General features: G+C 57.3%; 8 protein-coding genes. 2 read left to right on the top strand and 6 right to left on the bottom strand.

The annotated features are described in order from the left end of the window. Positions 1-66 precede the first annotated feature (66 nt). From tcuB to AB1462_RS14050, 6 genes are all read right to left on the bottom strand, one after another. The gene (gene tcuB, locus AB1462_RS14075) at positions 67-1,224 is read right to left on the bottom strand and encodes a tricarballylate utilization 4Fe-4S protein TcuB (protein ID WP_367246952.1); all 1,158 of its coding nucleotides are present in this window, start codon (positions 1,222-1,224) and stop codon (positions 67-69) included. Next, positions 1,211-2,665 carry an FAD-dependent tricarballylate dehydrogenase TcuA gene (gene tcuA, locus AB1462_RS14070; protein ID WP_367246950.1) on the bottom strand — a complete coding sequence of 485 codons (1,455 nt, stop codon included), beginning with the start codon at positions 2,663-2,665 and terminating at the stop codon, positions 1,211-1,213. The genes tcuB and tcuA overlap by 14 nt, the downstream gene beginning before the upstream one ends. A gap of 312 nt (positions 2,666-2,977) precedes the next feature. Then, positions 2,978-4,405, bottom strand: a complete 1,428-nt coding sequence (locus AB1462_RS14065; protein ID WP_367246948.1) for an aldehyde dehydrogenase family protein — start codon at positions 4,403-4,405, stop codon at positions 2,978-2,980. A gap of 509 nt (positions 4,406-4,914) precedes the next feature. Further along, positions 4,915-7,353, bottom strand: coding sequence for a pyrroloquinoline quinone-dependent dehydrogenase (locus AB1462_RS14060; RefSeq protein WP_367246947.1), 2,439 nt, complete (start codon positions 7,351-7,353; stop codon positions 4,915-4,917). A 58-nt stretch (positions 7,354-7,411) separates the two neighbouring features. Next, on the bottom strand, positions 7,412-8,506 hold the full coding sequence (locus AB1462_RS14055; protein WP_367246945.1) for an SMP-30/gluconolactonase/LRE family protein: 1,095 nt from the start codon (positions 8,504-8,506) through the stop codon (positions 7,412-7,414). Between the two features lie 161 nt (positions 8,507-8,667). Further along, complete coding sequence (locus tag AB1462_RS14050) at positions 8,668-9,225, bottom strand: hypothetical protein (protein ID WP_367246944.1); 558 nt, start codon at positions 9,223-9,225, stop codon at positions 8,668-8,670. 557 nt (positions 9,226-9,782) lie between these two features. Between AB1462_RS14050 and AB1462_RS14045 the strand changes: the two genes are divergently transcribed. Next, positions 9,783-11,918 (top strand): acetate--CoA ligase family protein, encoded by a 2,136-nt coding sequence (locus tag AB1462_RS14045; protein ID WP_367246941.1) that lies wholly within the window; start codon positions 9,783-9,785, stop codon positions 11,916-11,918. Between the two features lie 46 nt (positions 11,919-11,964). Then, entirely contained in the window at positions 11,965-13,005 is a 1,041-nt protein-coding gene (locus AB1462_RS14040; RefSeq protein WP_367246940.1) for a CDP-6-deoxy-delta-3,4-glucoseen reductase, read from the top strand. The last annotated feature ends 42 nt before the right edge of the window (positions 13,006-13,047 follow it).

Here is a 13,047-nt window from a genome sequence, read left to right as displayed (position 1 = left end):
ACTTTAATTTGAACATCGGTAACGCTCCTCTTGTGATTGTTATGGAGGTGTTTAAGGACACTGAAGTCATTCACTGCCGGCGCTGATCGGATTCGGTTGACGTTTTTCAATGGTGTATTTCAGCAACGCTGCGCTACGGAATATGCCGTGCGCGAATTTGCTGTACGGCATGGTTAGGAAGAACGCCATGACCAGACCTAGATGGATCGCGAGCAGCAACCCCAATGCGCTGCTTTCGCGCCAGGCAAGCAATGCCAGGCCACTGGCGCTGACCAGGAATAAGAGCGCGATGAAACCAAGGTCCATCGGCTTTTGGTATTCGTCACCCTGCTGCGGGTTACGTCGCAGGTTCATCCAGAGCAAACCGGCAGGGCCGATCAGCAGGCCGACACCGCCGAAAATGCCGAGCAGTACTGGCAGGCTGATAACCGGGTAGGGCGCGGACCAATTCAACAAATAGTGATAAAGGGTGGCAACGCCCGTGGCCGCAAAGCACAGCATGAATCCGTAGAACGTGAGGTGGTGGAAACGGCGGCGCCACAGGGTGAATTTGTCATCGGCATTGGTGCAGCCTTCTCCGTGACCGCCGTCCAGGTATTTGAGCTGCGCGACATTTACGCCAGCCTCCAGTGCTGCACTGGCTTTCAATGGCAGGGGCGCTTCAGCGGGGGAAATTTCACGCCAAAAGCGTCGCACACCAATGCTCAGTGCCAACACGGCAAAACCGAACACCGCGCCGAACATCAGCGCCAATGTGTTGTGTGGAAAAATCCCGTAGAAGTTACCGCCTGGCATTGCAGTGAACAGGTTGCCCATGGTCAACAATGTCAGCACCAGAAACAGCGCCAATCCTGCGCCTGAGGCCAGTGCCAGCGTCAGACCGTTACGCTGGTAGAGTTTGCCCAGGGGTTGCGGCCAGGCGTAACTGACGTAGGTTTCCAGCCTTACCTTGGCCATTGCTTTGGGTACATTGACCGCAAACTCGTGCGGGGCGGCGTATTGGCACGCCGTCAGGCATGCACCGCAGTTGTGGCAAAGGTTTGCCAGATAGTGGATATCGGCCTGGCCGAATTCCAGGTGCCGGGTCATCGCCGGAAACACGGCACAAAAACCCTCACAATAGCGACAGGCATTGCAAATGGTCATCTGCCGTTCGACTTCGGTTTCCTGCAGGTTGAGGACCGGGATCAGTTGGCTGGACATCTGAGGATCAAACAGCTGCATGTTGAAGTTCCGATTTCACAGAAGAAGGACTGAACCCTGCAGAGGCCGCGGCCTGTACGCCGGCGATACGCCCGAAGGCGGTACCGATGGCCATGCCGATACCTGCGGTATATCCCTTGCCCAATACGTTGCCGGCCATCATTTCTCCGGCGACAAACAGGTTGGGACTGGCCTTACCGGCAAAGTGCACGGCCGCCGTTTCGTCGGTGGCCAAGCCGAGATAGGTAAAGGTGACACCAGGCTTTAGCGGGTAGGCGTAGTAGGGTGGTTTGACTAACGGCCTTGCCCAGTGAGTTTTGGCCGGGGTCAGCCCTTCGGTATGGCAGTCATCGAGTGTGGTGTGGTCGAACGTCCCGATGTGGCAGGCGTTGTTATAGTCCTCGATGGTCTTGACGAATTGCGCTTGTGGCAGGTTTAGAAGCCGCGCGAGCTCCTGCAACGTCTGGGCTTTGGTCCCGGGAAACACCGGTGGCATAAAGCGGCCTGACGCCTGTTGATCGATGATCGAGTAGGCCTGCTGGTTAGGTTGGCCAGCCACCAGGCGGCCCCAGATTGCATAGCGCTTGGGCCAGAAATCTTCGCCCTCATCATAAAAACGCTGACCTTCGCGGTTAACCACCACGCCCAGAGACACGCAGTCGATGCGGGTACATATGCCACCGTCATAGAGGGGGGCGCGGGCGTCGATGGCGACCATGTGTGCCTGTGTTGGATCGCCGACGACATCGGCACCCAGGTCCAGCATGCGTCGCAATAAAACACCGGTATTGAAGCGTGTGCCGCGAATCAGAAAGTTATCCGAAGGCCATTCGCCGCGCTCGTTCTGGCCCCAGGCTTCTCGCAGCCATTCGCGATTGGATTCAAAACCGCCGGAGGCCAGGACGCAGGAACGTGCTTCGATACGTTCGGCGGGCAGTCGCTGCCCGTCGACATCGCGCTCGGCCAAGTGAGCGGCGACAAACGAGCCGTCTTTTATTTCTATGTCGGTAACCTGAGCGTCATAACGAATTTTTACGCCCAGGCGTTCGGCGCTGCGAAAGTACGCATTGACCAGTGCTTTGCCGCCGCCCATGAAAAAAGCGTTGGTGCGTGCGACGTGCAAGGCACCCGACAAGGGCGGTTGAAAATGCACACCGTGCGAGCGCATCCAATCGCGGCAAGAAGACGACGCACGAATGGCGATGCGCGCCAGTTTTTCATTGGTGAGGCCACCGGTGACCTTCAGCAGGTCTTGCCAATATTCTTCTTCGGGGTAGGCATCGATGAGCACATCCTGAGGCGCATCGTGCATGCAGCGCAGGTTGCGGGTGTGCTGCGAATTTCCGCCGCGCCAGACTTTCGGCGAGCCTTCGAGCAGCAGTACGCTAGCACCGGCTTCACGCGCCATGAGTGCGGCACATAATGCAGCGTTGCCGCCACCTATCACCAAAACGTCGACCATCTTGCCTCCTCGATTCGCTGGCAGGGCGACAGTGGCTGCCGGCCAGTGGGTTAACGATAGGGATGCATGTGTCGACGCGAAAGGTTGATTTAGAGGTGAGGGCTTCAGTTTTAGTGAAGGTTGGGGCGGCTGCGATTACGCCCCTGCGCTTGGCCGGTGCGTCGGAGTAGGCGCGACCTTGCAGGCGCAACCCGAGGTCGTGAGTTGCGCCCGAGGGTCGGGTTATAACCTGCGCAACTCACGGTGTCGCAGTACGATCTTTACTGGCGCGCCTGAATCGGCTTCATTGGCAGCAAACAGGCCCCAGAGACCTTAAGCTTGATCATCAAACCCATAGACGGATTTGACCTCCAGATACTCCTCCAACCCAAACACACCCATGGATCGGCCGATGCCAGATTGTTTATACCCACCCATTGGTGTCTGCGAATTGGTTTCTGCACCATTGAAACTTATCCGTCCGGCGCGCAAACCGCTGGCAAATGTGTACCCGCGCTCAGGGCTGCTACTGAAGACATAGCCGCCGAGTCCATAGGGCGAGTCGTTGGCGATTTCCAAGGCCTGCTCTTCGCTCGCATAGGACAGCACGGCTAACACCGGTCCGAAAATTTCCTCTCGAGCAATCGTCATTTCGGGCGTCACGCCCACGAACACACTGGGCTGGGTGAAAAAACCGCGGTGTTTATCTGCCGGCCTGCCCAAACCACCGGTAACAAGGCGCGCGCCCTCATCAAGGCCTGACTGGATATGGCGCTGAATGCTGTCGAATTGTGCTCGGCTTACAATCGGCCCCATGGTGGTTTGCGGGTCGCGCGGGTCGCCAAGTCTGAACTTGCTGACTTCGTCGATCAGATAGGGAATTACCTGCTCAACCTGGGATTCGTGCACCAGCATCCTACTTGGCGCATGGCAGGACTGGCCGGTGTTGAAGAAGCACCGCTGGATATTGAAGCGGGCCGCTTTTTCCAGGTCCGCGTCGCGCAACACGATATTAGCGGATTTGCCGCCCAGCTCCAGGCATACGCGCTTGATCGTCCGTGCCGCCGCTTGGCCCACCTGGCTACCGGCGCCCGTGGAACCGGTGAACGACACCATATCCACATCAGGGTGGCTGGACATGGCCTCGCCAATCACTCGTCCTGGACCGTTGATCAGGTTGAACACCCCCTTGGGGACTCCGGCCTTGTGCAACACCTCAGCGAGCAAAATGGCACTGATCGGCGAATTGACACTGGGTTTGGACACGACGGTGCAGCCAGCCGCCAAGGCGTAAATGACTTTGATGACTTTGGTCTGGATCGGCCAATTCCACGGAGAAATCAGCGCACACACACCAATCGGTTCACGGCGAATGATGGTTGTGCCAATGCGCGATTCAAATGAGTAAGTCTTTAGAAGATCACGCGCGACTTTCATGTGGCCGATCGGCCCCATGACTTGAGCGCGTGCACTGACGGGAATGCCCACTTCTTGCGCGATTACTGCGGAAAAATCGTCGAGGCGTTCTTCATAGGCGTCGATGATCCGGTCGATGAGGGCGATGCGTTCGTCGAGCGTGGTCTTGGAGTAACTTTCAAACGCTGTGCGGGCGGCGGCAACCGCCCTGTTGACATCCGCTACGCCACCCATGGCCACGCTCGCGAATACCTCTTCGGTGGTCGGATCAATGATCTCGCTGTAGCCAGGCGTCAGCGGTTCCACCCATTCGCCGTCGATATAAAATCTTTCGTAATGCTGCATCTGTCTAACCTCGGTCTAGTCGGTACGGCACTGGCATCAAGTGCTGTGGGTATAGCAGCTATCGCAGGCGATAGTCTGGCCGGTGATGAAGGTGGCGGGGTTTGCCAGGATTATCAGGATGCCCACCAGGTCCGTGGGCATCGTGCCATGGGGAAGGCACTGCAAGGTGGTGGGGCGCTGGCAGGGTGAAAATGGTTCCCGGCCCGTGGTCTAACGATAGGGATGCGTGTGTAGACGCGAAAGGTGAATTTAGAGGTGAGGGCTTCAGTTTTAGTGAAGAGTGGGGTGGATGTCATTCGCTGCCGGTTGTGGCGTGCGGTTTAAGCACTCGCGGCAGTCGCGGTGGACGGGTCTGAAAATACAAAACGCCCGATGCAAAGCACCGGGCGTTTTGATGTTGCACTCGCGATAAACTTGCTTCAGGAGCAGACAGCCTCATCGGGCCTAGGCCCTAGAAAGCCTGTCGGGACCGATCTGCTCCTTGGTCGATTGCGTATCGCTTGTCACCATCACTTGCTGTCTGGAATGGCATAGGCCACCAGCTTTGTCCCAGGCTTCGTACGATAATGAGGGCGCCCCCCTTCAGCCACCACGACAAACTGCTTGCCGCTGACCGGACTGCGGTAGGTCATGGGGGTAGCGTTCGCACTGGTTGCCAGACGGCTACTCCATAGTTCACGGCCAGTGGCAGCGTCCAGGGCACGGAACGTGTGTTCGGCTGCACCCCCGATAAATATCAGGCCGCCACGGGTTGTCACTGCGCCACCAGCGGTCGGTGTACCGATCGGGATAGAGACCAGGGTCGGGAGGCCGAAGGGGCCGATGTCACGTGGTGATCCCAACGGTTTGGACCAAAGAAGTTTGCCGCTGGCAAGATCAACAGCACCAATTAGGCCCCAAGGCGGTGCATTGCAAGGAATGCCAAGCTGCGACAGGAAGTTGACCCGATAAGCACCATATGGCGTGTCGAGCATAGGCTGCTCGGCCTGACCACCTGCATCAAGACCGGGTGCAATCTGGAAGTTGCGCCGTGTTGCTTCTGCGCGCGTCACCAGCTCGATTCGATCGGGAACTTGAGTCCAGTTGACGATCATCAGGCCACGATCGACGTCCAGGGATATGCCGTTCCAGTTTACGCCGCCCATGGAGCCTGGATCGATCAGGACATTCTTGCCAAGCGTGATCGGTGTGAACTGGCCCTCATAGCGCGATTCTTTGAACATGATCCGGCAAAGCATCTGGTCGATCGGCGTTGCACCCCACATGTCCTTTTCGCGCAGTGTGGGCCCCCTGAATGCTGGGAGGTCGACTGAGGCCGGCTGGGTTGGGGACAGCCATTCACCTTTAGCAATGTCTTGCTGAGGTACGGGCTGTTCGTCCACCGTCTTGATGGGCTCGCCAGTCTCGCGGTCGACGACGAAGATTTCGCCGCGTTTGGTTGGCTGAATCAGCGCCGGGCGCATGCCCTTGGAGGTGGGCCAATTGAGCAGCGTGGGTTGAGACGCCACATCGTAGTCCCAGATGTCGTGATGCGTGGCCTGGAATTTCCAGCGTAGCCGGCCAGTCTCCGCGTCAAGGGCGATCACCGCACTGGAGATATCCTCATCGTATGGACGTCGTTGCCCACCGTAGGCGTCAGGCGTCGCATTACCCACCGGCAGGTAGACGAGACCGAGCTTTTCGTCCGCGCTGATGGGGGCCCAGCTATTGGGTGTGGATGGGGTGTAATACTCACCTTTGGGCGGAAGACCCAGGCGCTGGGGGGCGCCTGCGTCGTAGGCCCAGGCCAGTTTACCGGTCACGGCATCAAATGCTCTGATGACGCCAGACGGGCCTCCCCAGTATTGACCGTCGGGGATACCGCCACCGACGACAATCTTGCCGCGGATAACTTGCGGCGCCGAGCTGACGTAGAACAAACCATGTGGATAAGGGGCTACGCCCTCTGCCAGATTGATCGAGCCGTTTTCGCCAAACCCAGGGCAGTACTCACCGGTTTTCGCATCCAGTGCTACCAGCGTGGGGTTGTGGCTTGGTGCATAGATACGCTCAGCGCAAACGCCTTGAGCGTCGGGGACTTTGTAGTACGCCACGCCACGGCAAGGTTTGCCTGACTGCGGCACGCCGTTGGAAATGTCACGGCGCCACAGCTCCTTACCGGTTTCTGCATCGAACGCGTGGATGCCGTTGTTACCGTCACAGGCGTAAAGGGAGCTACCAATCATGATGGGAGTGCCTTCGACCGCGTTGACAGCATCACCGGTCACCGGGGCCATGTCAGCTTCCCAGACCTTGACCAACTTCGACACGTTGGAGGTGTTGATGTCTGCCAGCGGACTGAAGCGCGTCCCCCCCTGGTCATTGCCGTAGGCCTGCCAGTCAGTGCGTTCGTTGTCTGCCAAAGGCTCGGGCAGTTTGCCAGGCGCCTGCGATTGCATGCCGCGTCGCATTACCGGCAAGTCCGGCGCGTCGGGACCGACAGCGTGACTGACACTTCCCACTGCGATCGCAACGACCAAGCCACCCGTAAAAGAAGGCCAGCCGCGTGGCAGCTTTCTTGCGCTGGACGGGTGTTTCAGCCGGGAGAAAGCCGGTAGCAACAGGACGGCCCCGAGAACGAACGGTCCAATGAGCCGGGGTGCCAGCTGCCAACCGTTGTAGCCGACTTCCCAAAGGCTCCAGGCTGTGGTCCAAACCAGCACTGCACCATAGACCCAGATCCCGCGCGCATCGCCGCGCCAGAGCAATACGCTACTTATGATGAACGCCAGTCCGGTGATCAGGTAGTACGCAGAACCTGCGTCCTTTACCAAAACCATACCGCCAGCGGTAAGCGCCAGGCCGAGTATCAGTAGAACAAGGGCAAAAATACGACATACCCATCGCGACGGTGCAGTTGTACCGCGCTTGGCATTCGAAGAGTCAGGCTCTGCGCCAATAGGGGTCATAGGGTTTTCTCCATGTGATCAATAGGACACACGTGTGGGAGGAGAGCCATTGTCAGGCTCATTTGAACGACGCCGGAGGCAAGCCATGGGTAAAGACTTTGGCTCTGAATATTGTCGCGCCTTGGCCTCCCTCTCCATCGCTCGTGACGGAATACAAGGTGTTCGTCTGCGGATCGATAGCGAGGCTCGTCGATAGCAAGTTGTGACCCTGCTCTCGTCCCGGCAACAGCACCTGGCCAATCGGAATTCCGTTCTTGTTGAAGGCCATTACACGGCCCTGCCCGTAGATCGCCACATAGACATTGCCATCCGCGTCGGCGCGCATCGAGTCAGGGGCCGGGCCCGTGAAACGGTAGGGAATGGACGAGCTTATGGGGGCGATGGTGGTGGCATCGGCGAGGTCGATTCTGTGCAGGAGATTGCGCCCAAACTCCGTTGCCCACAGTGTTTTACCGTCTGGACTCAGCGTAACGCCATTGGCCATGGAGAGATGTGGCAAGACAACAACAGGGTTCGAAAGATCGGGAGGAACGTAATAGATGCCTCCCTTTGGCTCTGTCGAAATACCTTTGAAGTCACTGAAGTAGAAACCGCCTTGATTGTTGAACACCAGATCGTTGGGCATGTACCCCGCGTCAGGCGCAATGATCGTCTGCTTTTCAGTGCCATCTGGCTTGACGGCGAAAATGGCGCCGACGTTGTGGTTCAGATCCAGGGCGGCGATGAACAAGCGTCCGTCGGGATGAAGGGCCAGCCCGCCGGGGTATAGGTTGTCTATCGTCGTCACGACGGACAACTGCTTGGTCGGTGACAGACGCAGTACGCGTTTGCCGGAAACATCACAGAAGAGCAGGTTACCGTCGCGATCGAAGATAGCGCCTTCGAGTATTCGCCCTTCGGTTGACGCCTTGAACCAGGTTTGTGCGCGAACCGTAAGCAGGTCCCGTTCTGATACGGGTACGGGTACAGGACCTTGGTTGCTCTTGTTGTAGACCAATGCTGAAGGGGAGGGTTGTTGCTCAGCGTGTGCGGCTGAAGCCACGCCGGCGCCAGCTACCAAGCAGGCCATCAGGCTGCAGAGCCTGAAACCGAAGGTCGCACCGGAAATCGGCGCGGCCTGCCTTTTGACATTGAACGTTACGCGTATGCCCATAACGAACTCCGTTGTGCGAAAGCCTTTTACTCCCCCGAAGGGGGGGTAGACTTGTTTATTGTTTTACCGCGTAGATTTGTTGCTTTTGCGTCGTGACGCTGTTGGTGCGTTAGCCCAACAAGCGTCTGTTCACCAGTTGCAGGCAGTACAAGCGTTGTTGCTCAAATCCCTTCGCGAGGATACTGCAGCACAAGTACCTCGGCTCCTTCGCTGCCGGCGCGGATGTCGAACTTTTCTTCGGTCGGTTCGACAACGATCATGGACCAGAGCGGGAGCTCCTCATCGCCATGTAGCACGCTGCCATTGCCGACAAAAACGTAATAACCCGATGCAGCGCCAGGTGGTGGACCCTCCACTGTCATGTTGGCCCCCAATCGCAAGACCTGTGCACGCAGACCGTCCGTTTCATCTTCAAACAGAGGTTCCCAGATCGCCTCATCGCGATCCTTCATGACCGGCGCGATAGAGAACTTGATCCGCTCGGATGTCAAATGTCTGCGTTTGCTAGGACGCAGATGATCTCGATAGCCAGGCTCACTCAAGTAAACGGGTTGAGAGTTGCCGGTATACATGCGCATGGCCACGAAGGACAGACCTTGCGGGCCCGCAACGATCGGACCGTAAGCGGTGTGATGATCTTTGAACTGGACGGTGAGTGGCTCCAGCACTTGACCGCGATTGCCCAGCGTGCCGCTGCCCGCGATAAACAATTGGAACATGGAGACCCCATGGAAATGGGGCACTACGGCTTCGTGTGCTCTGAGTTCTGACATCGTCGCCTGAGGGCCTGGAGCCATGCCCTGCGAGCTACGCGGGCCAAAAAATGTCGTTCCCCAATGTTGGTTTCCGGTGCCAGGCGAAACGATAACGCTCCGCTCTGCCAGGGCGGTGGCCCCACTACGCGTGTAAATCATCACCAATTCTCCTATTGAGTCTGCTTTGTATGCAGGACAAATGAGCCATCCCTACGAGGCATTTGCCTGCCTCGGCGAGAGCGAAATGATACTAGCACGGGTTTTATTAAATAGCACAAGTTTCAATGGGTGAAACTTTGGTTTTCGCGTCAAATGCTTTGTGAGCGGAGGAGATTGCTTTTGCGTGGCGCGAATTTTAGTTTCGATAGGTGGAACCTATTCCAAAAATAATTGACTTTCGGTGTGGTGCGGACGACAGTACGGCGTGGCAGCTCTACTTTGGAGAGAGCAGAAGAAAGTGAACTGCATCTCTTTACCTCGTCTCTCGATTTTCGATACCGATCAAGGGTTTCAGTACCGATATGAAAAACTTCAAATATTTGCTTGAACCACGTTCGATTGCGGTTGTAGGCGTGTCGGAGGATGCAGGGCGTCCCGGCTCTCAGGCGGTGAGAGCCCTGATGAGCAACGGCTACAGCGGCACGATTTATCCGGTGAACCCCAAGTACGAAACCTTCGAAGGGTTGAAGTGCTATGGGTCGGTTGAGCAGATCGACGGTGACGTCGACCTGGTAGTGGTCGGCGTTCCGGCGCAGGGCGTATTGGCGGTGCTTGAATCGAGCGCCCTGAAGAAGGTGCCATTCGCCGTGGTCCTTAGCGGAGGCTTTCGCGAAAGCGGTCCGGAAGGCGTGCTTCGCGAGGAAAAGATGCTCGCGATTGCCCGAGCGGCGGGCATGCGGATAATCGGGCCCAATTGTCTCGGCTTCGCCAATATCCACTCCCGCGTCTATGCCGCATTTGGCAGCATTACGCGTGAACCGAAACTCGAAAAGGGTTCGGTATCACTGGTGACGCAAAGTGGAGGATTTGGCTACAGCATCGCCCTCGCGTGCGCCGAGGCCGGGATTGGTTTCCGGCATGTCATCGCAACGGGCAACGAGAGTGATGTGAATACGGTGCAGCTCATTGAGGCATTGCTCGATGATGACGAAACACACACCATCGTCGCCTACATCGAAGGTACCGACGACGGCCGTGCGCTGTTGGAAGTCGGTCGCAAGGCGACGGCGCGCGGTAAGCCTATCCTTCTATGGAAGGGCGGGGTCACCGAGCAGGGCGCGTTGGCGGCCGCATCGCACACCGCCAGCATGACAGGCGTCTACGATTTCTACCGTGCGCTGTTTAAGCAGACGGGGATTGTCGAGATCAGAGAAATCCATGAGGCGGTGGATTTTCTCAAGGCATTGGAAGGCAAGAAATACCCCGCCAACGGTGGCGTTGCGGTGATGGGCGTATCGGGTGGGTCCGCGATTGTGTTCGCAGATGCCGGTGAGCCTGAAGGCCTGACCTTGTGCGAACTCGGTGAAGATACGCAACAGAAGCTTCTTGAAGTCGTTCCCAATATTGGGGCTGTCCACAATCCGATTGACCTTACCGCCGGGTATTTCTCGGCAGCCAATGCGCAGAAACTGGAAGCGGCCGTGCGGGCAACCCTCGACGACCCTGCCGTCGGTTCGCTTTGCATTAACCTGGCAACCACTGGCGCCGCTGGCAGCCTAGCAGCGGCCCAGGTGTTGGCCCCCATAGCCGCGTCGGCGACGAAGCCGATCCTGATTTTCTCTTCGGCCCCCAAGGTCCAGGTTGCAGACGCATTACGCGTATTCGCAGATGCGGCTATCCCCGTGCTGCCTTCACCTTCGCGGGCAGCCAAAGCCATTGCCATGCTAATGCGGTTCAAACGCACGCAGTTGAGCCTCCAGGGCAGGGAAGCAAGCGAGGTGAGTGACGTTGAGCAAGCGCCTGCACAACTTAACAGTCCTGTTGACGTTCGGGCGTCATTGTCCGAGGTCGAGTCCAAAGCAGTGATGCGTGCTATAGGGATACCAGTCACCACTGACCTGATCGTGGATGGCTTTGACGCGACGCTGTTTAACAAGGTCAAACCTCCCCTTGTCGTCAAGATCGTGTCCCCGGACATCGCGCATAAAACTGAAATCGGTGGTGTAAAGGTCGGCATTCATACGGCCGAGGAGTTGGAGTCAGCGATTGGCGAAGTCTTGGCCAACGCGCAGCAATACGCCCCTGCAGCCCATATTGAAGGTGTTCTCGTTTCGGAAATGGTGTCAGGTGGGTTCGAGCTGATTGCCGGCGTAGTAAATGATCCGGCATTCGGTCCAGTGGTTGTGGTCGGCGCGGGTGGGATTTATGCCGAGGTACTGAAGGACTCTGCGTGTCGAATCGCGCCGTTTGGTCTGGCAACTGCGTTGGAAATGCTGGATGAATTGCAATGCACTGTGATTATGCGGGGTGTTCGGGGTGCGCTTCCCCTCGACGTTGATGCGGTTGCCCACGCATTGGTTGCGTTGTCGCAGTTCTCCTGGGAACAGCGCGACACAGTCGCTGAAATCGACATCAACCCAATGTTTGTATTGCCCCGTGGTGTGGTTGCTGCGGACGCCTTGATCGTTCCGAAGATCACCCCTCACTCCCACGCTTGAGGCGACAGAGCAATGCACCAGAAATTTGGTAAAGCGGTGAATCATTATGAATGACAGCCTGGCCACCCAGTTGACTCACGCTGTAAGCGTTCAGCCTATTGGTCGAACGTTTGAGGTTCAGCACGACGATACGATACTTGCCGCCGCCCTTAAAAGTGGCTGCCAACTACCCTATAGCTGCCAAAACGGCATCTGCGGTACCTGCAGGGCGCAGGTACTTGACGGGGTGGTCGACCATGCTGAATCCAGCATGGCCGTACTTTCCAACGAGGATCGGCAGCGGGGGTACGCGCTCCTTTGCAAAGCAAAGGCCTTGACTGCGCTAACGATTGTCTGCGATGTGGTTGAGGCCACGCAGGACATCCCCATTCGAAAGCTCGTTTCACGCGTCGACCAGCTTGAACGCTTGGCTGACGATGTGATGAGAATCCGCCTGCGATTGCCCGCCAAAGAGTCATTCAGATTTTTGCCAGGGCAATACATCAACGTGGTAGTCCCGGGTGGCATTCGTCGCAGCTTATCGTTGGCAAACGTGCCCGATGAAAACGTGTTGGAGTTGCATCTCAGAAATTACGGTGGCCCGTTCAGCCAGCATGTTTTTAATGTGATGAAAGAAAACGACCTGGTGCGACTTGAAGGGCCTTTGGGTACTTTTTTTGTGCGTGAAAACAGCGTCAAACCGATGGTTTTCGTCGCCAGTGGCACCGGGTTCGCACCGATCAAGGCCATGATCGAACAGGAATTGAAGAAAGCATCGGGGCGTAAAATGACGCTGTATTGGGGGGGGCGCAGGGCTTCAGATCTTTATCTGAGTTCCGCTGCCGAGGCATGGGCGCAAGCACATGCGATTACCTTCATACCGGTCCTGTCAGAAGCGCACCCTGACGACCAATGGGTGGGTCGGGTCGGGTTCGTACATCGTGCCGTCATGGAGGATTTTGAGGACCTTTCCGAACACCAGGTCTATGCCTGTGGTGCGCCCATCGTTGTGCAGTCGGCAAAGGATGATTTCGTGGCGTCACGCAACCTTCCTGAGAGTGAATTCTTCGCAGACATGTTCGTGTCGGGACACAAACCGGCCCAGTAGAACCCGGTGGTGGGTGCCGCGATAAACAATAAAAATAAGCCG

The organism is Pseudomonas sp. SB113, assembly GCF_040754745.1.
In the GTDB taxonomy this organism is placed as follows: Bacteria; Pseudomonadota; Gammaproteobacteria; order Pseudomonadales; family Pseudomonadaceae; genus Aquipseudomonas; species Aquipseudomonas grimontii.
This window is presented reverse-complemented; position numbering and strand designations above follow the sequence as displayed.

Excerpts from the sequence above, each read along its gene's own strand:
- AB1462_RS14055 (WP_367246945.1), bottom strand. The coding sequence starts at position 8,506 with ATGGGCATACGCGTAACGTTCAATGTCAAAAGGCAGGCCGCGCCGATT.
- tcuA (WP_367246950.1), bottom strand. The coding sequence starts at position 2,665 with ATGGTCGACGTTTTGGTGATAGGTGGCGGCAACGCTGCATTATGTGCC.
- AB1462_RS14045 (WP_367246941.1), top strand. The coding sequence starts at position 9,783 with ATGAAAAACTTCAAATATTTGCTTGAACCACGTTCGATTGCGGTTGTA.
- tcuB (WP_367246952.1), bottom strand. The coding sequence starts at position 1,224 with ATGCAGCTGTTTGATCCTCAGATGTCCAGCCAACTGATCCCGGTCCTC.
- AB1462_RS14065 (WP_367246948.1), bottom strand. The coding sequence starts at position 4,405 with ATGCAGCATTACGAAAGATTTTATATCGACGGCGAATGGGTGGAACCG.
- AB1462_RS14060 (WP_367246947.1), bottom strand. The coding sequence starts at position 7,353 with ATGACCCCTATTGGCGCAGAGCCTGACTCTTCGAATGCCAAGCGCGGT.
- AB1462_RS14050 (WP_367246944.1), bottom strand. The coding sequence starts at position 9,225 with ATGTTCCAATTGTTTATCGCGGGCAGCGGCACGCTGGGCAATCGCGGT.
- AB1462_RS14040 (WP_367246940.1), top strand. The coding sequence starts at position 11,965 with ATGAATGACAGCCTGGCCACCCAGTTGACTCACGCTGTAAGCGTTCAG.